This is a genomic window from Citrobacter sp. ANG330 (genome assembly GCF_047467925.1).
In the GTDB taxonomy this organism is placed as follows: domain Bacteria; phylum Pseudomonadota; class Gammaproteobacteria; order Enterobacterales; family Enterobacteriaceae; genus Citrobacter_A; species Citrobacter_A amalonaticus_G.
Genome location: NZ_JASJUI010000006.1, coordinates 144,160 through 164,668 on the forward strand (window position 1 = coordinate 144,160; position 20,509 = coordinate 164,668).

Annotated in this window: 15 protein-coding genes and 1 other RNA gene; 6 read left to right on the forward strand and 10 right to left on the reverse strand. The window is 51.3% G+C overall.

Annotation, left to right across the window (positions count from 1 at the left end; all coding sequences use genetic code 11):
* Nucleotides 1–22 precede the first annotated feature (22 nt).
* The 10 genes from tdcE to garP all read right to left on the reverse strand — a co-directional run bounded on the left by tdcE (nucleotide 23) and on the right by garP (nucleotide 12,590).
* Nucleotides 23–2,317 (reverse strand): 2-ketobutyrate formate-lyase/pyruvate formate-lyase, encoded by a 2,295-nt coding sequence (gene tdcE, locus QNN88_RS14910; RefSeq protein ID WP_414240908.1) that lies wholly within the window; start codon nucleotides 2,315–2,317, stop codon nucleotides 23–25.
* A 33-nt stretch (nucleotides 2,318–2,350) separates the two neighbouring features.
* A complete protein-coding gene (tdcD, locus tag QNN88_RS14915) occupies nucleotides 2,351–3,559 on the reverse strand; it encodes a propionate kinase (protein ID WP_414240909.1) in 1,209 nt (402 codons plus the stop codon).
* A 31-nt stretch (nucleotides 3,560–3,590) separates the two neighbouring features.
* Entirely contained in the window at nucleotides 3,591–4,922 is a 1,332-nt protein-coding gene (gene tdcC / locus QNN88_RS14920) for a threonine/serine transporter TdcC (protein WP_414240910.1), read from the reverse strand.
* A 34-nt stretch (nucleotides 4,923–4,956) separates the two neighbouring features.
* Nucleotides 4,957–5,946, reverse strand: coding sequence for a bifunctional threonine ammonia-lyase/L-serine ammonia-lyase TdcB (tdcB, locus tag QNN88_RS14925; protein ID WP_414240911.1), 990 nt, complete (start codon nucleotides 5,944–5,946; stop codon nucleotides 4,957–4,959).
* Between the two features lie 101 nt (nucleotides 5,947–6,047).
* The gene (gene tdcA, locus QNN88_RS14930; RefSeq protein ID WP_414241031.1) at nucleotides 6,048–6,986 is read right to left on the reverse strand and encodes a transcriptional regulator TdcA; all 939 of its coding nucleotides are present in this window, start codon (nucleotides 6,984–6,986) and stop codon (nucleotides 6,048–6,050) included.
* Between the two features lie 889 nt (nucleotides 6,987–7,875).
* Nucleotides 7,876–8,252: RNase P RNA component class A (gene rnpB, locus QNN88_RS14935), an RNA gene on the reverse strand.
* A 32-nt stretch (nucleotides 8,253–8,284) separates the two neighbouring features.
* Complete coding sequence (gene garK / locus QNN88_RS14940; RefSeq protein ID WP_414240912.1) at nucleotides 8,285–9,430, reverse strand: glycerate 2-kinase; 1,146 nt, start codon at nucleotides 9,428–9,430, stop codon at nucleotides 8,285–8,287.
* A gap of 106 nt (nucleotides 9,431–9,536) precedes the next feature.
* Nucleotides 9,537–10,427 (reverse strand): 2-hydroxy-3-oxopropionate reductase, encoded by an 891-nt coding sequence (gene garR / locus QNN88_RS14945; protein WP_090050689.1) that lies wholly within the window; start codon nucleotides 10,425–10,427, stop codon nucleotides 9,537–9,539.
* Between the two features lie 29 nt (nucleotides 10,428–10,456).
* Nucleotides 10,457–11,227: a 2-dehydro-3-deoxyglucarate aldolase gene (gene garL / locus QNN88_RS14950; RefSeq protein ID WP_414240913.1), complete on the reverse strand. Its 771-nt coding sequence runs from the start codon at nucleotides 11,225–11,227 to the stop codon at nucleotides 10,457–10,459.
* Between the two features lie 28 nt (nucleotides 11,228–11,255).
* Nucleotides 11,256–12,590, reverse strand: coding sequence for a galactarate/glucarate/glycerate transporter GarP (gene garP / locus QNN88_RS14955; RefSeq protein ID WP_058587539.1), 1,335 nt, complete (start codon nucleotides 12,588–12,590; stop codon nucleotides 11,256–11,258).
* Nucleotides 12,591–12,971: 381 nt separating this feature from the next.
* On the opposite strand from garP, the gene garD reads away from it, so the two are divergent.
* The 6 genes from garD (at nucleotide 12,972) to QNN88_RS14985 (ending at nucleotide 20,505) form a co-directional block, all read left to right on the forward strand.
* A complete protein-coding gene (garD, locus tag QNN88_RS14960) occupies nucleotides 12,972–14,543 on the forward strand; it encodes a galactarate dehydratase (RefSeq protein ID WP_414240914.1) in 1,572 nt (523 codons plus the stop codon).
* A 356-nt stretch (nucleotides 14,544–14,899) separates the two neighbouring features.
* Nucleotides 14,900–16,159 (forward strand): ABC transporter substrate-binding protein, encoded by a 1,260-nt coding sequence (locus QNN88_RS14965; protein WP_414240915.1) that lies wholly within the window; start codon nucleotides 14,900–14,902, stop codon nucleotides 16,157–16,159.
* An 80-nt stretch (nucleotides 16,160–16,239) separates the two neighbouring features.
* Nucleotides 16,240–17,184: a carbohydrate ABC transporter permease gene (locus QNN88_RS14970; protein ID WP_414240916.1), complete on the forward strand. Its 945-nt coding sequence runs from the start codon at nucleotides 16,240–16,242 to the stop codon at nucleotides 17,182–17,184.
* Between the two features lie 10 nt (nucleotides 17,185–17,194).
* Entirely contained in the window at nucleotides 17,195–18,019 is an 825-nt protein-coding gene (locus tag QNN88_RS14975) for a carbohydrate ABC transporter permease (protein WP_414240917.1), read from the forward strand.
* 11 nt (nucleotides 18,020–18,030) lie between these two features.
* The gene (locus tag QNN88_RS14980; protein ID WP_414240918.1) at nucleotides 18,031–19,143 is read left to right on the forward strand and encodes an ABC transporter ATP-binding protein; all 1,113 of its coding nucleotides are present in this window, start codon (nucleotides 18,031–18,033) and stop codon (nucleotides 19,141–19,143) included.
* Nucleotides 19,144–19,248: 105 nt separating this feature from the next.
* The gene (locus QNN88_RS14985; protein ID WP_414240919.1) at nucleotides 19,249–20,505 is read left to right on the forward strand and encodes a Gfo/Idh/MocA family protein; all 1,257 of its coding nucleotides are present in this window, start codon (nucleotides 19,249–19,251) and stop codon (nucleotides 20,503–20,505) included.
* Nucleotides 20,506–20,509 lie beyond the last annotated feature (4 nt).

Genomic DNA, 20,509 nt, shown 5'->3' on the forward strand with positions numbered 1-20,509 from the left:
TCTGCAGACCGCCCCGATAACGTTACATCGCCTGGGTGAAAGTACGCGAAATGACGTCCTGCTGCTGCTCACGGGTGAGCGCGTTGAAACGCACGGCGTAGCCGGAGACGCGGATCGTCAGGTTCGGATAGTTTTCCGGATGTTCAATGGCATCCAGTAACATCTCCTTGTTCATTACGTTAACGTTCAGATGCTGACCGCCTTCCACATGCGCCTCATGGTGGAAGTAACCATCCAGCAGCCCGACCAGGTTGGTTTTCCGCACCGGATCCTCTTTGCCGAGTGCTGCAGGCACAATCGAGAAGGTGTACGAAATCCCGTCCTTCGCGTAGGTGAATGGCAGTTTCGCCACGGAGGTCAGCGAGGCGACAGCGCCTTTACGGTCACGACCGTGCATCGGGTTCGCACCCGGTGCGAACGGCGTTCCGGCGCGGCGTCCATCCGGGGTATTCCCGGTTTTCTGTCCATACACTACGTTAGAAGTGATGGTCAGAATCGACTGCGTCGGTACTGCGTTCCGGTAGGTCGGCAACACCTTAATTTTCTTCATAAAGCGCTCAACCAGATCGCAGGCGATGCTGTCCACACGCTCGTCGTTATTGCCGTACTGCGGGTATTCCCCCTCAATCACGAAATCGACCGCCAGTCCGTTATGGTCGCGAACCGGTTTCACCGTCGCGTACTTGATAGCAGAGAGCGAATCCGCCGCCACCGACAGCCCGGCAATCCCGCACGCCATCGTGCGATAGACGTCGCGATCGTGCAGCGCCATCAGCGATGCTTCGTAGCTGTACTTATCGTGCATGTAGTGGATGATGTTCAGCGCGCTGATGTACTGCACCGCCAGCCAGTCCATAAAGTGGTCCAGGCTGTCCATCACCGTGTCGTAGTCCAGCACGTCGTCCAGCAATGGCGCGGTTTTCGGCCCCACCTGGATTTTCAGTTTCTCATCCACCCCGCCGTTGATGGCGTAAAGCAGCGTTTTGGCGAGGTTGGCGCGCGCGCCAAAGAACTGCATCTGCTTACCGATTATCATCGGGCTCACGCAACAGGCAATCGCGTAGTCGTCGCTGTTAAAGTCGGTACGCATCAAATCGTCATTTTCGTATTGCAGCGACGAGGTAACGATTGAGACCTGAGCAGCATACTTTTTAAATGCAATCGGCAACGCTTCTGACCACAGCACGGTGAGGTTAGGCTCTGGAGCCGGTCCCATCGTGTGCAGCGTATGCAGGTAACGGAAGGAGTTTTTGGTGACCAGCGTGCGACCATCCAACCCCATCCCGCCGATCACTTCGGTCGCCCAGATCGGATCGCCGGAGAACAGCGTGTCAAACTCCGGCGTACGCAGGAAACGCACCATCCGGATCTTCATGATGAAGTGATCGATCAGCTCCTGTGCCTGTTGCTCTGTCAGGATCCCGGCGTTGAAGTCGCGCTCAATGTAGATATCCAGGAACGATGCGGTGCGGCCCAGCGACATCGCACCGCCGTTTTGCGATTTCACCGCCGCCAGATAGGCAAAGTAGACCCACTGTACCGCCTCCTGCGCGTTACGCGCTGGACGCGAGATATCGCAGCCATATTTCGCCGCCATCTCCTGCATTTGCAGCAGCGCGCGACGGTGCTCCGCCAGCTCTTCACGCAGACGAATCGTGGCTTCCAGACTTTGTCCCCATTCCAGATTCGACTGGAGATCGGCAAACTGCAGTTCACGCTCACGTACCAGGTAGCGGATACCGTACAGCGCCACACGGCGATAATCGCCGATGATGCGTCCACGACCGTAACCATCCGGTAAACCGGTCAGGACGCCGGACTTACGACAGCGCAACATGTCCGGCGAATAGGCGTCAAAAACACCCTGGTTGTGGGTTTTACGCAGCTCGGTGAACAGGTATTCGAAGTTCGGATCCATTTCACGACCATAAGCATCGAACGAGCTTTTGATCATGTTAACGCCGCCAAACGGATGCAGCGCACGCTTCAGCGGCTTATCCGTTTGCAGACCGACGATCTTCTCCAGTTCCTGCTCGATATAACCCGCATCATGCGCAGTAATGGTGGTCGCAATATTGGTATCGAAATCGACCGGCGCATGGGTCGCGTTTTCGATACGAATGCCCGCCATCACCTTTTCCCATAATGCGGTCGTTGCAGGCGTCGCCTCCGCCAGGAAAGATTCATCTCCCTCATAAGGCGTGTAGTTGTGCTGAATAAAATCCCGGACATTTATTTCTTCTTTCCAGTCCGTACCTTTAAAGCCAAGCCATGCTTCGGCATACAGCATATCGCTGGTATCGATATCTACCTTCATGAAAAATAATCTCTCTACAGAACTACAAATAAATTAGGCGTATTCTACGGCTGCGTTAATGCGGCCTAATTGAATCGCATCGAGCGCAATCATTTTTTCTTCGTTCGTCGGTATTACGGCGCAAATAACCCGGGCAGCAGGGGTGGAAATAATGCGCTCGCCATGAGAATTCGACAGGTTATTTCTTTCACTGTCGATATTCACCCCCAATACCGCCAGATGCTCAACCACCAGACGACGAATTAATACCGAGTTCTCACCAATACCGCCGGTGAAAATAATGCCGTCCAGACGGTGTAACGAAGCGGCATGTCCGGCAATATGACGGGCAATACGGTGAACAAAGGTTTTAATCGCCAGCTGTGCGCGCTCGTGTCCTTCATGCCAGGCTTTTTCCAGCACCCGCAGGTCAGACGACAGGCCCGAAATCCCGAGCAGACCGGACTCTTTATTCACGACCCGCTCCAGATCGCTCAGGGTCTGGTTTGTTTCACTGGCCACCCACGCCATCGCACCGAAGTCGACGTCGCCACTGCGCGTGCCCATCATCAGCCCTTCCAGCGGCGTCATTCCCATTGAGGTGTCAACGCTGCAGCCATTACGGACGGCACAAATTGATGCGCCATTACCTAGATGGGCAATCACCAGACCGGAGTCCTGTTCCGACAAGTCGAGCAGCTCATGAGCACGCTGAGAGACGTAGCGGTGTGACGTCCCGTGGAAGCCGTAGCGCCGCACGCCCAGTTCTTCGAAATACTTCCACGGCAGACCATACAGATACGCCTCAGGCGACATTGTCTGGTGGAAGCTGGTATCAAACACCGCCACCTGCGTGACGCCAGGGAACAGATGCTGTGCGGATTCAATGCCGCTCAGGTTCGCGTAATTATGTAATGGTGCCAGTGGTGAAACACGGCGAATATTGTCGATAACCTCATCAGTAATAATCGCGGATTCGGTAAAGATATTTCCGCCGTGGGCGATACGGTGGCCAATTAAGGCCACGCTGTCGTTTAAATTGCGTTTTTCCAGTTCAAATGCAATCGCCTTTAATGCGCCTTCGTAGCTGTGGTGAGCCAGCGTCACTGGCTCACCTCCATTTACCGATAAGAACGCATTTTCCGAGTTAATACCATCTGCAATACCCGCCATTAATACGTCGCAGTTATTTGCATCCAGTACTGAAAACTTAATTGAAGACGATCCACAATTAATCACCAGAACTATCGGAAACTCATTCATTTCACTACTCCGCTCATCCTGAGCTTAAGGATTAAAACAGTTTGTATACAATGTTCAGAATGGTCAGCAGACCGATAACAGTGACAAAGACGTTATCCAGACGACCACGGTATTTCGCCAGTGACGGTGCCTTACGAATGGCATACATCGGCAGCAGGCACAGCAGTGAGGCAATAATCGGCGCGCCCATCGCTTCAATCAGGTCCAGAATGTTCGGGTTGGCGTAAGCCACAATCCAGGTGGACCCCATGATGAAGATCATGCTGATGGTGTTAAGTTTGCCCATCGAGACTTTGGTTTTGTCACCTTTATAACCGAACTTCAGCACCAGACCGTTCAGCCCTTCAAGCGTTCCCAGGTAATGACCGAAGAAGGATTTGAAGATGGCAACCAGCGCAATAATCGAGGCGCCATATTCCAGCACGGTGGCGAAAGTCGACTTCGTTCCGGACAGGGAAGCGAAGTGGTTTGCCAGATAAGACAGCACCGGAATGTTCTGCGCTTTAGCATCTGCCATGTTTGCCGGAGAGAGCGTGAACAGGCAGCTAAAGGCGAAGAACATGACCACAGCGACCATCAGCATGCTGGCGCGAGAGATTATCTGCGAACATTTCTGCTCGGTGTATTCACGGCCAAAATCTTTCTCGTATTCTTCGCGTTTAGAAACCACGAAGGACGAAACGATCGGCGAGAAGTTAAATGAGAACACCATGATGGAGATGCCCAGCCACACGGTGACCAGGATGCCATCGTGACCGGTCAGCGCAATATTACTGAGATCCACCTGATCGATAACCGCTGAGTTCCAGTAAGGGATCAGCGACAGGGAGATCAGCACCAGGCTGGCAATGAACGGCCATACCAGGTAGCTCATCACTTTAACCATCAGATCCTTACCAAACCAGATAACGAACGCCATCAGCAACAGCAGGAACAGCGCCACAAAACCGCGGTTCAGCGCCGGCATCTGCAACTGGTTTTCCCAGAACGTCATGAACGTGTTGGTAATGGTGACGCCATAAATCCACAGCAGCGGACAAATCGCAAAGAAATAGAGGAACGTGATGACCACGCCGCCCGTCTTACCAAAGTGCTCTTCAACCGTTTCCGTGATGTTGCCAGACGGGTTTGACCCGGACAGACACAGACGCGCCAGCGCGCGGTGGCAGTAAAAAGCGATGGGGTACGCTAGTACCAACATCAGAAGAATGGGGATTAAGCCGCCAAACCCGGCGCGGATGGGGAAGAACAACACCCCGGCGCCGATGGCAGTACCAAATAAACCCAGTGTCCAGGTGGTGTCTGATTTACGCCAGGACGACTGTTTTGTCTGGCTGGATACAATGCTGTCAGTAGTACTCATATCCTATCCTCAACGAAAAGATTAATAGCCGGATTTACGCGTCTGCTAAACCCGTAATTTGCGATACACGAGAAAGGTCGATATTGCCGCCAGAAATAATGCTGACCGTTTTTCTGTTCTGGATATAGGCATCTAATTTCCCGCTTAATAAAGCAGCACATGCCAGCGCGCCTGCACCTTCTGTCACCACTTTATTGCGTTGAATTAAAGCAATCATGCTGTTACGAATTTCGTCTTCGCTGACAAGGACAATGTCGTCCACTAATTCACGCACAATTTCATAAGTTAAATTACCCGGGCGGGAAACATCGCAACCATCCGCCAGGGTGCCGGTCGTTCGGTGCGTGGTTATTTCTCCAGCCTGATAAGACGCCGCCATGCCGTGTACGTTTTCAGATTGCACGCCAATCACTTTAATGGTCGGGTTAATAGATTTAATGGCAATAGCAATACCGGCGATTAAACCGCCGCCGCCAATAGGAACAATCACGTTATCCACATCATACAGATCTTCCATAATCTCCAGACCGATGGTGCCCTGGCCGGCAATCACTTTCGGATCGTCATAAGGTGGAATAAAAATACGCCCTTCCATTTCGACAATCTCACTCACCTTGGCGATGGTGTCGTTAAAGTTGTCACCGTGCAGTATCACTTCCGCAGAGTAGTCACAGGTCGCAGCCACTTTCGACTTCGGTGCGCCTTTTGGCATCACCACTTTGCCATCAATGCCCAGCATCGCGCAGGAGAGGGAAACGCCTTGAGCGTGGTTGCCCGCTGAACACGCAACAACCCCTTTACGTTTTTCTGCATCTGTCAATGAACTGAGTTTGTTAAATGCGCCACGAATTTTAAATGAGCCCGTACGCTGCATATTTTCAAATTTAAGGAATATTTCCCCTTTGCACTGCTCACTAAAATAGTTTGAGCGAGGCATACCTGTTTTATATATTTTCCCCGCCAGTCGTTTTTTTGCTTCGAGGATATCTTCAATGGCAACCGGGAGATCGTAAGTAATGTGCATTGTAACCTCTTACCTGATAGTAAAGTAATAGATAGCCATAACCAACGTTTGATATATTAAGAACGCTGGTATGAATAGGTGATTAAATTAAATTTAATCGACTAGTTAATTTCTATTAATTGCTTTCGCCTACAACTCTTATAAGATGAATACTCTTTAGCTAATTCAACCAAAACCGATGCGGCTTTTTTAATACGATAATTTTTTGACCATATGGCGGCATAGCGCGCGATAGGTAACGATTCTTTCACCGGAAGCGTAATAAATTGATTTGAACCAAAAGGTGCGGCCATATCGCACGGGATCACTGTCAGAAAATCAGCATTGAGAACAAGATTGTAAATGGTCACAACGGAGTCGGTTTTAACGATGTTTTCAATGCTGATGCCATTTCGTTGCAGGGTGGTGAGGAGTTCGCTGTAGTAGCCCATATTCGTTTGTGGCAACACCCACTGTTCGTTCTGCAACGATTCCAGCGTGGTGGTGCCGGTGCATGTTCGGGACTTATTCGCCACCAGCACGAACTCTGACTCAAAGAGCGGCTCAACATGCAGATCCTGCAATTTCATTTCATTGCTGAGCGTACCAATCGCGAAGTCCAGTCGCCCGTCGCGGATAGCCGGCAGGAATGAGGAGAGTTGCGCCTCATACATAGAGACTTGCGATTTTGGATAAACCTCTTTGAACTTCTGGATCATATCCGACATAAAGGTAAAACCAATCAGCGAAGGAAACCCGAATGAGATATCAACCACCGTATTGTCGGTCATGCTGTTCATCTCATTCACCATGTTCTTCATCTCACGGGTGATGGATTCGGACCAGGAGAGCAAAACCTGCCCGGCATGGGTTAAGGTAACGCCAGTATTTTTACGGACCACCAACTCAACGCCGAAATATGCTTCAATATCGTTAATAATTTTACTGACAGCGGGTTGAGTTAAGCCTAATTCTTTTGCCGCAGAACCGATAGAACCGCTTCTGATTACTTCCTGAAAGACCACCAACTGCTGTGTTTTTGGGAGAGCAAACGTATTCATATCGACCTGCGTTAATAACATTGTTGACGGCCTGAAGTGTAACAAATTACGAGAAGAAGGATATGTGCGACCACTCACAAATTGCCTTCACCTATATTTCAAGTGGTTATTATAAAATAAATAAATACTTTAAAATCAAATGATTATGTAAATTCAATGTCACTTTAGTCTGATTTTTGTCAAAAAAATAGGGGGGGATAACAATATTTTATGGCGATAACACAGGTTATTTTTCTGTCACGTTTAAAAATGAGGAATGACGATATTTCAAGCAATTATCGTGCAATTAACGGTCAAATTATTCATTAAATTTAATTCGCAATTCATCAAATTTAATTATATTTAAACCATAAATTGGGTTAAATAATGTTATACATCACGTTTTTTTGCTTTATTTGTTTGTAAAGAAACATTGAATTTATCATTAATTAAATATACACACACAAACAATTATCATTCACAACAATATATTAACACTGTGTTTTGCCATTTCTATAGCGTGTAATATTGTGAAGGCGATCGATTGCTTTTCGTTTCTCTCGCCAGATTCACTACAGACAGCGTTTTGTGTTGGTTGTCACATAACAAGAAAAATCTTACCGGGAGAGGGTTTCAAAACGCTGCCGGATGGCGATGCTACGCATCTTATCCGGCCTACAAGATTCAGTTCGTAGGCCTGATAAGCGAAGCGCAATCAGGCAACAGCGTTGTAGCCGCCTGTATGTTTTTGCAGTCTATAAAAGCAAAAACCCCGCCGAAGCGGGTTTTTACGTGAAAGTGGTGAAGCTGACCGATAAGCCGCTTTCTTTCAGGTATAGCGTCGTGGACAGTCATTCATCTACATCATCTATAAAAGCAAAAACCCCGCCTGGTGGCGGGGTTCTTAAAGTGGTGAAGCTGACCGATAAGCCGGGTTCTGTCGTGGACAGTCATTCATCTAGGCCAGCAATCGCTCACTGGCTCAAGCAGCCTACCCGGGTTCAGTACGGGCCGTACCTTATGAACCCCTATTTGGCCTTGCTCCGGGTGGAGTTTACCGTGCCACGGACTGTTACCAGCCGCGCGGTGCGCTCTTACCGCACCCTTTCACCCTTACCTGATCCCGCTTACGCGGGCCATCGGCGGTTTGCTCTCTGTTGCACTGGTCGTGGGTTTCCCCCCCAGGCGTTACCTGGCACCCTGCCCTATGGAGCCCGGACTTTCCTCCCCTCCGCCCGTCTCCCCCGAAAGGGACGACGACGAAGCGGCGACTGTCTGGTCAGCTTCGGCGCGAAGTATAGAGGGTTTGCGTGCCCTTGTCACCCCGCACTGCGCATTCCCACCGCCAGCGTCGCCGCAATGTTTCGCGATGCCCGGTAAATGTTGTCAAAAGCGCCACGAAAGGCCTCTTCCAGCGTGCCAATACTGGTTAACACGCTGAACACAGCATCGATTCCATATTGATGAACCACGCCGACATCCCGCGTCAGACTGCCCGCGATGCCAATCACCGGCTTGTGATATTTTTTCGCGACACTCGCCACGCCGACCGGCACTTTGCCGTGAATACTCTGGCTGTCGATGCGTCCTTCACCAGTGACCACCAGCGTACAGTCGTGAATATGTTCTTCCAGATTGAGCGCCTGGGTGACGATCTCAATTCCGCTTTTCAGCTCTGCGCCGAGAAAGGCCATAAGCGCCGCGCCCATGCCACCGGCCGCACCTGCGCCAGGCACGTTTCTCACGTCCATACCCAGTGATTTTTTAATCATATCCGCGTAGTGAGCCAGATTGCGGTCCAGTTCGAGGATCAGCGGTTCCGTCGCCCCTTTTTGTGGGCCAAAGATCCGCGAAGCTCCCTGTTCGCCCACCAGCGTATTGGTCACATCACAAGCAACGCGAATAGCACACTGTTTAATGCGCGGATCCAGACCAGACACATCAATGGTGTTGAGAGTGTTCAGGCTACCGCCGCCGTAGCCAATTTCAGTTCCGTTGGCATCACACAGCTTCGCGCCCAACGCCTGAACCATCCCGGCACCGCCGTCATTGGTCGCGCTTCCGCCAATGCCGATAATAATATTGCTTGCTCCACTGTCCAGCGCCTGCAAAATAAGCTCCCCGGTGCCACGCGAAGTGGTAATCAGGGGGTTACGTTTTTCGGGGGGAACCAGCGCCAGTCCGCTGGCGGCCGCCATTTCTATAAACGCGGTCTTTCCGTCGCCTGACATGCCCCAGCTGGCATTCACTTTTTCACCCAGCGGTCCGGTCACCAGAGCGGAATGTGCAGAACCGTGCGTGGCGGCAATCATAGCTTCAACCGTCCCCTCGCCCCCATCGGCGACCGGAACGGAAACATACTGCGCATCGGGGAAAATTTCCCGAAATCCTTTTTCTATCGCCTGAGCTACCTCAGTAGCAGAAAGGCTTTCTTTATAAGAGTCTGGGGCAATTACGATTTTCATGATGATCGCCTGTTACTGCACAACGCTGTACAACGCCGGATGACGTTTCACTTATCCGGCCTACTGTGTAGGCCCGGTAAGCGTAGCGCCACCGGGCACGACGTCATTAGCGAGTGACTTCCACTTTCGCCAGTTTTTCGTAGTAGCATGCCAGCGCGCTATGGTCGGCAGTTCCCAGGCCGTCAGCACGCAGCGCCTGCATCATCTCCATAACAGCCGCGGTCAGCGGAAGCTGAGCGCCAACACCATGAGACGTATCCAGCGCGTTTGCCAGATCTTTAATGTGCAGATCGATACGGAAACCCGGCTTGAAGTTACGATCCATCACCATCGGCGCTTTCGCATCCAGTACGGTGCTGCCCGCCAGACCACCCCGGATCGCCTGATAAACCAGATCCGGGTTTACGCCGGCTTTGGTTGCCAGGGTCAGCGCTTCAGACATCGCGGCAATGTTCAGCGCCACGATCACCTGGTTCGCCAGTTTGGTAACGTTACCCGCCCCGATATCACCGGTATGAACAACGGATCCCGCCATCGCTTTCAGCAGATCATAGTATTTATCGAAAATCGCCTTGTCGCCGCCAACCATCACCGACAACGTGCCATCGATTGCCTTTGGCTCACCGCCGCTCACCGGCGCGTCCAGCATGTCGATGCCTTTGGCTTTGAGCGCGTCGCTGATTTCACGGCTCGCCAGCGGTGCGATGGAGCTCATATCGATCAGCACCGTCCCCGGTTTCGCCCCTTCGATAATGCCGCCTTCGCCCAGCGCAACCTCTTTCACGTGCGGAGAGTTCGGTAGCATGGTGATGATCACATCACACTGCTCAGCAATCGCTTTGGCGTTAGACGCGGTTTCTGCACCTGCCGCGATAACGTCAGCGATCGCGTCAGGATTACGGTCAGAAACCACCAGCGAGTAACCTGCTTTCAGGAGGTTTTTACTCATTGGTTTACCCATGATACCCAGGCCAATAAAACCAACTTTCATCGTCATATCAATTATCTCTCTTGTTTCGGTGGTGGTTATTTCTTAAAGGAATCAGCCAGTTTCTGTGTGGCGGAGCGGAACACGCCCAGGTCGCTGCCGACGGCAACAAACGTAGCCCCCCATTCCAGATAGCGACGTGCGTCGGCGTCAACTGGTGCCAGTATGCCGCTCGGTTTGCCGTTCGCTTTCGCACGGGCAAAGATGTGCTGAATGGCTTTCTGAACTTCCGGATGAGACGCATTGCCGAGGTGGCCTAACGCCGCAGCCAAATCGCTTGGACCAACGAAAATACCGTCGACGCCTTCGGTGGCGGCGATAGCGTCGACGTTATCCACGCCCTGCTGGCTCTCAATCTGCACAATGATGGTGATGTTTTTGTTGGACTGCGCGAAGTAATCCGGGACGGTGCCAAACATGTTGGCGCGATGCGATACGGACACGCCACGGATCCCTTCTGGCGGATAACGCGTCGACGCCACGGCGTTCACCGCCTCTTCTTCTGTTTCCACAAACGGGATCAGGAAGTTGTAAAAACCGATATCCAGCAGGCGCTTGATAATCACCGGTTCATTGGTCGGTACACGCACAACCGGCGCGCTGGAACTGCCTTTCAGCGCCATCAGTTGCGGAATAAAGGTGGAGACATCATTTGGCGCATGCTCGCCATCCAACACCAGCCAGTCGAAGCCCGCCAGTCCTAAGACTTCGGTACTGATGGGGCTTGCCAGCGCTGACCAGCAGCCAATCTGAATCTGATGCGTAGCCAGTGCTGCTTTGAATTTGTTCGGGAAGATGTCGTTATTCATCACTTTTACCTTGTCACTTAACCGTTAATTATTTCTGCAATTCCATACGTTTAATGTCACCGACAATAAACAGGTAGCACACCATTGCCATCAGCGCGGAACAGCCAACGAATACCAGCGCGGCGTTGAAGGAATGCAGTTCACTTACCAGGTAACCGATAACCAGTGGCGTTACGATAGATGCCACATTGCCAAAGACGTTAAATACCCCGCCGCACAGGCCCACAATCTCTTTCGGCGCGGTGTCCGAAATCACCGGCCAGCCCAGTGCGCCAAATCCTTTTCCAAAGAAGGCCAGCGCCATCAGCGTCACCACCAGCGCGGTGTTGTCGGTGTAGTTGCACAGAATGATGGTGGAGGCCAGCAGCATTCCCAGCACAATCGGCAGCTTACGCGCAACGGTGATTGAAAAACCGCGCTTAATCAGATAATCCGAGAACACACCGCCCAGTACGCCGCCAGCGAAACCACACAGCGCCGGAATCGAAGCCACCAGCCCCACTTTCAGGATCGACATTCCTTTTTCCTGAACCAGGTAAATCGGAAACCAGGTCAGGAAGAACCAGGTGATCGTGTTGATGAAATACTGTCCGAAGAACACGCCAAGCATCATGCGGTTGGTCAATAACTGTTTGATGTAATGCAGTTTTGGACCACTTGCCACTGCGCTGCCCGGTTTCTTGTGGTCCATATCCACGACCGCACCGTTTTCAGAGATGAACTTCAACTCTTCTGCGGACATCCGTGGGTGATCGGTGGGGTTATGAATCAGTTTGACCCATAGCGCCGTCAGGACAAACCCTATCACGCCCATCACAGTGAAGACGTGCTCCCAGCCCCAGGCAAAGGTCAACCAGCCCAGCAGCGGCGAGAACAGCGCCAGTGAAAAATACTGAGCAGAGTTAAAGATTGCCGACGCGGTTCCACGCTCTTTAGTCGGGAACCAGGCCGCGACAATACGGGCGTTTGCCGGGAACGAAGGCGCTTCCGAGAAACCCAACATAAAGCGCATAAAGAACATGGAAACCCCTGCCCAGGCCAGCGGGAACATATCCACGAAGCCTTGCAGGAAGGTGAACAGCGACCAGAAGAACAGGCTGTAAGTGTAAACTTTTTTCGAACCAAACTTATCGAGCAGCCAGCCGCCGGGGATTTGCATCAGCAGATAGGCCCAGCCAAAGGCAGAGAAGATGTAGCCCATTGACACAGCGCTCAACTGCAACTCTTTAGCAACTTCGGTACCGGCAATGGATAGCGTCGCCCGGTCCGCGTAGTTAACCGCTGTGACAATAAAAATTATCAGCAGAATTAAATAGCGGGTATGCGTACCTTTCTTTTTTTCTACCACGGTATCCAGAATCATTTTATTTACCTCAGGCACTTAACCAGACATTTTTATTATTATTTATTGATGACAGACGCTATCGCTTATTAATAAATGCAGAGACTCAGTTCGTAATTCAGTATAATCAGGCAGAAAGCATTACGCATTGTGCAGATGCTCATTAACAACGTTAATTGCAAATAATATCTTGAGCAAATGCCCATAACGCTGGGCGCTGATGCACAGATTTACGCTTTACCACCCCTGATAGCCGGGCTTTCACCATAACGAGTGATCTGGATCACATTCTTATTTTTGAACTCCTGACATCCTTATTTCACGACAGCTTTTCCTTATTTTAATAATCAGATTTGCAGAATCTCTCTATATTAATATCACCCGGCTGGAGAATACTGGACAATGGCCAACATCGAAATCAGACAAGAATCGCCGAGCGCATTTTATATAAAGGCCCATGAAACAGATAATGTGGCGATCATTGTTAATGACAATGGTTTGAAAGCCGGGACGCGATTCCCGGATGGACTGGAGCTGATTGAACATATTCCACAGGGACATAAAGTCGCGCTGGTGGATATTCCGGTTCATGGCGAAATCGTACGTTACGGTGAAGTGATCGGCTACGCCATGCGCGACATTCCGCGCGGAAGCTGGATTGATGAATCCATGGTTGAGCTGCCGAAAGCGCCGCCATTGAACACGCTGCCACTGGCGACCAAAGTCCCGGAGCCCCTGCCGCCGCTGGAAGGCTATACCTTTGAAGGCTACCGCAACGCCGATGGCAGCGTAGGCACCAAGAATCTGCTCGGCATCACCACCAGCGTGCACTGCGTGGCGGGCGTAGTGGATTATGTCGTCAAAATCATTGAGCGCGATCTGCTGCCCAAATACCCGAACGTCGATGGAGTGGTCGGACTTAACCACCTGTACGGTTGCGGCGTGGCAATTAACGCGCCGGCAGCCGTGGTGCCGATTCGTACCATCCATAACATCTCGCTGAATCCAAACTTTGGCGGCGAAGTGATGGTCATTGGCCTGGGCTGTGAAAAACTGCAGCCGGAGCGTTTGCTGGAAGGTACCGACGATGTGCAAAGTATTCCGGTCGACAGCGCCAGCATCGTCAGCCTTCAGGACGAGAAGCATGTAGGCTTTCGTTCTATGGTCGATGATATCCTGCAGGTCGCTGAGCGCCATCTGGCTAAGCTGAATCTGCGCCAGCGCGAAACCTGCCCGGCGTCTGAACTGGTCGTCGGCATGCAGTGCGGCGGCAGCGATGCGTTTTCCGGCGTGACGGCGAACCCGGCGGTGGGCTACGCCTCTGATCTGCTGGTACGCTGCGGCGCCACGGTGATGTTCTCCGAAGTCACTGAAGTGCGTGATGCGATTCATCTGCTGACGCCGCGTACCATCAACGAAGAGGTGGGTAAACGTCTGCTGGAAGAGATGGCCTGGTACGACAACTATCTCGATATGGGGAAAACCGATCGTAGCGCGAACCCCTCTCCGGGTAACAAAAAAGGGGGACTGGCGAATGTGGTGGAAAAAGCGCTGGGCTCAATTGCGAAATCCGGTAAAAGCGCGATTGTCGAAGTGCTCTCTCCGGGCCAGCGCCCGACCAAACGCGGTCTGATTTATGCCGCAACGCCCGCCAGCGATTTTGTCTGCGGCACACAGCAGGTCGCGTCCGGGATCACCGTCCAGGTGTTCACCACCGGTCGCGGCACGCCGTATGGCCTGATGGCCGTGCCGGTGATTAAGATGGCGACGCGAACCGAGCTGGCAAATCGCTGGTACGATTTAATGGATATCAACGCAGGTACTATCGCCACCGGCGAAGAGACCATTGAGGAAGTCGGTCAGAAGCTGTTCGAGTTTATTCTCGATGTCGCCAGCGGCCGTAAGAAAACGTTCTCCGATCAATGGGGACTGCACAATCAGCTGGCCGTCTTTAACCCGGCGCCAGTGACCTGATCTTTCGAAACGAAAGCAACCGGGAAAACGGGGGAACACTCCCCGTTTTTCTTTCCTGTCCGCGAAAGATAAGGTGATAGTGCTCGCAGTTTTGAAGGTTAATTTTTCGCCCGCCATTTTTCGCTTTTCGTCGGTAGAAAAATCCTAACCCGTTGAAAGAAAAAACAATGCCTGAAGCCTCCCTTTTCGCCCTCTTTTCGTTTTGATAAAAGAGAAACCTACCGAAAAGCCAGGTTGTTTTAATGCGATAATTCGCTCATTTTTCCCTCTTTGACTTTCCCCTTTGTTACACAGAAGATTCAATGGCTTCTGTAATTTACCTCACCGACATTCTGACCCGAATAAAGAGGGAAGTTATGTATACCTTGAATAAAAATAATGTTGCCCTGGCATGCCTTTTTTCCTGTTTACTGGCCGCACCGGCTGTTACCAGTGCAGAAGGCCAGACAACAGATAAGCCCGTTAAATTACGCTACACGCTATGGGATCGAAATCAACTTCCCGGCGAACAGCAACTGGTTAATGAGTTTGAAAAAAATAACCCCGGTGTGAAAGTTGAAATTGAACTAACACCCTACGATCAATATTTCATAAAGCTCAGTTCTGCTGTCGGGGGTAATGTGGCGCCGGATGTATTCTGGATGAATATGCCGAATTTTCAACAGTACGTTAAAAACGGCATGCTGGAACCACTGACCCCTTATTTAAAAGATAATTCATCACCAAATCTTGATGATTTCGTGAAAAGCTCTGTCGATGCTTATCAGTACCAGTCTCAACAATACGCTATTCCACGTGATATCGACGCGATTGCCGTGTGGTATAACAAAAAAATGTTTGATCAGGCTGGCGTAACCTATCCCGATAAAAACTGGACATGGGACGATTTAAAACAGAAATCGGAACAGTTACGTAAAAATCTGGATCAGCATTCTTATCCGTTGGCGATGGATCTCGGCAGCGGTCAGGACAGCTACTTTAACCTGCTGCTCCAGGCCGGCACTCAGATTATCCTGCCAGAGGGTAAAACGGACGTTGCCAGCAACAACGCGATCGCCATGTATCGCGACGTTCAGGGCATGCTGAAGGCAGGACTGCTCCAGCCGCCAGGCGAAATGAAAGCTGCCGATGTCTTCCAGTCCAATCGGGTGGCGATGATCTACGCGGGCTCGTGGTGGGCGCTGCCGTTCTCACAGAACGAACTGATTAACGATCATGTCGGGGTAGTTCCGATGCCCAAAATGGCAGAACAGGCTGGCGTCTCTCATAGCCTGGCATTCGCCATGTCTGCCAAAAGCCAGCATAAAGAGGCCGCCTGGAAGTTCATTGAATTCATGAGTTCAGAACATGCGCAGCAAACGCTGGCAGCGGGCAAAGTGGTGATTCCGGCTAATCAGAAAGTCGCCAAAGCATGGGCGGATGGCTTTAAGAGTGTTGATGTTTCCGCCTATATCGATTCACTGGCGTTTTCTCACCAATATCCCACCGCCGGTTCAAATACCGCGAAATGGAATAGCATTCTCAACGACGGGCTGAAAAAAGTCTGGATGGGAAATGATCCGCAACAGGTTATGCCGGGTGTCGCCAAACGCGTTGAGCGTGAAATGCAGAAATAATAGTGAGGGAGCTTTGCTCCCTCTCACCTCTCCTGCGTTAACCCATTTATTGTTTGTAAAGTGAGCATCCCGGAGTCTGTATGAGCTATTCAGATGAAGCGGCATCCCCGCCGTTATCGGCCAGGGAACCCAATAAAAAAGCCCTGACACGACTGGAAAAAGAAGAACGTTTCTGGGGGTGGATAATGATTCTGCCGCTGTTGGCAGGATTAGTTATTTTTTACTTTACGCCGTTCTTTCAGAACGTATTTTACAGTTTTACCGATCTGGGCGAGTTTCAGATCTGGACGACTATCAGTCTGGATAATTACATTAATTTATTCAGCGATGATGAATTCCGTTCGGCGATAGTTAACACGCTGGCCTATGTTTTTATTTGTGTGCCGGTGATCACGATCCTCTCTTTACTGCTGGCGATGGGTTTAAACCAGGCGATTCGCGGTCAGTGGCTATTTCGTACGCTGTTATTTCTTCCGGCCGTTACGATGCCTGCCGCCATTGCGATGGTCTGGCAGTGGTTGATGAACCGTAATTTTGGTTTGCTCAATCAGATCCTGGCTTATTTCGATATTCCCGCCATTGGTTGGTTATCCGATCCGGATATTGTCCGTCTGAGCGCCTCACTGGTCATTATCTGGTCGGCTATCGCTCTGAAGATGATCATTTTGCTCGCCGGTTTGCAGGGGATCCCGAAGCAGATTTATGAAGCCATGTCCCTGGATGGCATCAGTAAACTACGCGGCTTCTGGTCAATTACCCTGCCGCTAATGATCCCGACGCTGTTCTTCGTTCTGGTGATCTCGTTTATCGAAACGCTGCAAATATTTGATGTGGTGTATCTGCTGTTTGGCAGTTCTTCCATGGTGGACGATCAGACCATGACCATCGCTTATCTCTTTTATAAATACGCCTTTATCTACCATGAAAAAGGGTACGCCTCAGCGATTGCCGTGGTGATTTTCGTTATCACGATGGTACTGACCCTGCTGCAGATATGGATAGGCAAACGGCTTAAAGCACAGTAAGGCAACCACTATGTTCATGACAAAACGTGAAAAATGGCTGATTTATGGCCTGATGATCCTGGCGACGCTGGTCACGGTGGTTCCCTTTCTCTGGATGATCATCACCTCGTTTAAAACTCAGGCGGAAAGTATTGCCTTTCCGCCGATCCTGCTGCCTGCCAATCCAGGGTTTCAGGCGTACGATAAAATCTTGCATGAGATGCCGTTTGGTAGTTTTTATTTTAACTCGATCGTTTCCACGCTGATTATCGTCATCTTACAGACGCTGATTGCCGCGATGGCGGCGTATGGTTTCTCGCGCCTGCGTTTTAAAGGGCGCGATCTCCTCTTTATGCTCTGCATTTCGATTCTGATGGTTCCCGGACAGATCTTTTTGATCCCGCAGTTTTTAACGATCGAGAAAATAGGTCTGCTGAACTCAATTCCAGGTCTGGTGCTGCCGGGATTATTCAGTATTTACAGCGCCTTTTTATTGCGTCAGTTTTTTCTGTCCGTACCGAAAGAGCTGGAAGAGGCGGCCATTATGGATGGCTATAACCATTTAACGATCTTTTTCAAAATCATGCTGCCGCTGATTAAACCCGGGCTTATCGCCTGCGTCATTATTAACGGGTTGTGGAGCTGGAATAACTTAATGTGGCCGCTCATCGTCAATACCTCAATGGACAAAATGACGCTGCCGGTGGGCCTGGCCTCGCTCTCAGGTCGCGCCGGGGTGGAATATCCCATGCTCATGGCGGGGGCGTTGCTCGCGATTATCCCCATGTTGTTACTTTATATTTTCTTCCAGCGCTATTTCATTCGTGGCATCGCCGGTGCCGGAATTAAAGGATAAGGGGCATTGTTATGTCAGGCATTCAATTACAGTCAGTAGGCAAAATCTATCCGAATGGCTTTCAGGCGATTCATGGCGTTGACCTTGAAATTCACGATGGCGAATTTATGGTTTTTGTCGGGCCCTCCGGCTGCGCCAAATCAACGTTACTGCGCATGATCGCCGGTCTGGAAGAGATTACTCATGGTCATATTTCCATTGGCGAACGGTGCGTTAACGACCTGCTGCCAAAAGAACGTGGCGTGGCGATGGTTTTTCAAAACTACGCCCTCTATCCCCACATGACGATCTACAAAAATATGGCCTTCAGCCTGCAAGGCAAAATGGACAAGCAGGAGATAGATGTTCGCGTGCGGGAAGCCGCGCGAAAACTGGAAATCGAAACGTTACTCGACAAAAAACCGGGTCAACTTTCAGGGGGGCAGTGCCAGCGCGTTGCCGTCGGCAGAGCCATTGTGCGTAAGCCTGAGGTGTTTTTGTTTGATGAGCCGTTGTCCAATCTCGACGCCAAACTACGCGTGTCAATGCGCGTGCGCCTGACGGAACTTCACCGCCAACTGCGTCACGAAGGCGTGAACGCGACAATGGTGTATGTCACACACGATCAGATTGAAGCGATGACCATGGGTGACCGCATTTGCGTGCTCAACGGTGGACGGATCATGCAGGTCGACACACCGGGCAATATCTACCATCAGCCAAAGAATAAATTCGTGGCGGGTTTCATTGGTAACCCGGCAATGAATATCCATCTTCTGGCGCTCGACTCGCACACGCATGGACTACGTCTGGATGACGCGCTGACCTTACCCTTAACCGCACGACTGGCCTCCCAACTGACGGATTATCCGCACGACAGCGTCTGGTTTGGTATTCGCCCGGAGGCGATTCAGTTGGCGCAGCACAACGATCCTGCGGCTTTCGACGCCCGGATCACCAACGTGGAAAGAATGGGCAATGAAGATCTCCTGCATTTCGATATCGGCGCGCAGCAAATGATTCTGCGAGTCAATTCGTCACCGGACTGGAGTCCGCTACCTGGCGAATCGATCAGGGTGAAATTCAATCTTGATGCCGCTTTTTTATTCGATAAGCAGAATGAAGAAAATTTAGCCGCTGCCTGATGTTGCGAACGTCATCAGCAGGTGCAAGAAATTCCAGTTTGTTTTTTTAATGCCCCACAGCGCAGAACAACGCGAACGCAGGCGAGGGCAAAATGAGAGGCTTATATGTGTGCAAAGAAAGTGACCGTGTTAGTGGTGGGCGCAGGCGCGCGCGGCGAAATCTATTCTCGCTACGCGCTTGAGCATCCGGACCGCATGCAGGTGGTCGGCGTAGCGGAACCCAGAGAGGCGTATCGCCAACAATTTGTCGCTCAGCATCAAATTGAGCAGGAAAACATCTTTCGCGACTGGAAAGAGGCGGCAGCCCGCCCACGAATGGCAGACGTTGTACTGATTTGTACTCAGGATACGATGCACAAAGAGCCTGCCGTCGCGTTTGCCGACCTCGGCTATCATATTTTGCTGGAAAAACCGATCGCTCCCACGCCGGAAGATTGCCGCACCATCATCGCTGCGGTGAAGCGTAACAACGTCTTATTGGGTGTCGCCCACGTTTTGCGCTACACACGCTATACGCAAAAACTTAAGTCCCTGCTCGACAGCGGAGTGATTGGCGATATCGTCAGCATGCAGCATCTCGAGCCGGTAGGTTACTGGCACCAGGCGCACTCTTTCGTTCGCGGCAACTGGCGTAACGAAGCGGAATCGTCGTTTATGCTGTTACAGAAATCCTGCCACGATATGGACTGGATCCGCTACATCATGGGCGACCACTGTCAGGATGTGACCTCATTTGGCAACCTGAGTCATTTCGTGAAGGAGAACCAGCCGGAGGGTGCCGCCGACCGCTGTCTGGATTGCCAGATTGAGGCGACCTGCCCCTGGTCAGCCTGCAAAATTTATCTCGGTAAGGATCACAAATGCACACCTCATTTCCGTCGCGTGCTGACAGCGGATCCCACCGAGGAAAATGTCCGTCAGGCGCTGCGCGAAGGTCCGTATGGCCGCTGCGTTTATCGCTGTGATAACGATGTAGTGGATCACCAGGTGGTTAACTTGCGTTTCGCGCATCAGCAAACCGTGACGTTCACCATGACTGCCTTTACGCGTATGGAAGATCGAAAGACGCGTCTTTTCGGTACGAAAGGCTATCTCGAGGGCAATGGCGAGCAGATCCGGGTGTTTGATTTTCTGACGGACAGCGAGACGCTCTACACGATCGACGAGATCGCCGCAGGCACGCAGACCCAGATGGGAGGCCATGGCGGCGGGGATTACTATCTGATGGATCGCTTTATTCACGCCGTGATGGCGGGCGATCAAAGTATGATTCTCTCCGGCCCGGATGAATCACTGGAAAGTCACTTAATGGTCTTTGCCGCAGAGCGCGCTCGCAAGGAAAACTGTCTGGTTACACTGTGAAATT

Excerpts from the sequence above, each read along its gene's own strand:
- tdcE (WP_414240908.1), bottom strand. The coding sequence starts at position 2,317 with ATGAAGGTAGATATCGATACCAGCGATATGCTGTATGCCGAAGCATGG.
- tdcD (WP_414240909.1), bottom strand. The coding sequence starts at position 3,559 with ATGAATGAGTTTCCGATAGTTCTGGTGATTAATTGTGGATCGTCTTCA.
- tdcC (WP_414240910.1), bottom strand. The coding sequence starts at position 4,922 with ATGAGTACTACTGACAGCATTGTATCCAGCCAGACAAAACAGTCGTCC.
- tdcB (WP_414240911.1), bottom strand. The coding sequence starts at position 5,946 with ATGCACATTACTTACGATCTCCCGGTTGCCATTGAAGATATCCTCGAA.
- tdcA (WP_414241031.1), bottom strand. The coding sequence starts at position 6,986 with ATGAATACGTTTGCTCTCCCAAAAACACAGCAGTTGGTGGTCTTTCAG.
- garK (WP_414240912.1), bottom strand. The coding sequence starts at position 9,430 with ATGAAAATCGTAATTGCCCCAGACTCTTATAAAGAAAGCCTTTCTGCT.
- garR (WP_090050689.1), bottom strand. The coding sequence starts at position 10,427 with ATGACGATGAAAGTTGGTTTTATTGGCCTGGGTATCATGGGTAAACCA.
- garL (WP_414240913.1), bottom strand. The coding sequence starts at position 11,227 with ATGAATAACGACATCTTCCCGAACAAATTCAAAGCAGCACTGGCTACG.
- garP (WP_058587539.1), bottom strand. The coding sequence starts at position 12,590 with ATGATTCTGGATACCGTGGTAGAAAAAAAGAAAGGTACGCATACCCGC.
- garD (WP_414240914.1), top strand. The coding sequence starts at position 12,972 with ATGGCCAACATCGAAATCAGACAAGAATCGCCGAGCGCATTTTATATA.
- QNN88_RS14965 (WP_414240915.1), top strand. The coding sequence starts at position 14,900 with ATGTATACCTTGAATAAAAATAATGTTGCCCTGGCATGCCTTTTTTCC.
- QNN88_RS14970 (WP_414240916.1), top strand. The coding sequence starts at position 16,240 with ATGAGCTATTCAGATGAAGCGGCATCCCCGCCGTTATCGGCCAGGGAA.
- QNN88_RS14975 (WP_414240917.1), top strand. The coding sequence starts at position 17,195 with ATGTTCATGACAAAACGTGAAAAATGGCTGATTTATGGCCTGATGATC.
- QNN88_RS14980 (WP_414240918.1), top strand. The coding sequence starts at position 18,031 with ATGTCAGGCATTCAATTACAGTCAGTAGGCAAAATCTATCCGAATGGC.
- QNN88_RS14985 (WP_414240919.1), top strand. The coding sequence starts at position 19,249 with ATGTGTGCAAAGAAAGTGACCGTGTTAGTGGTGGGCGCAGGCGCGCGC.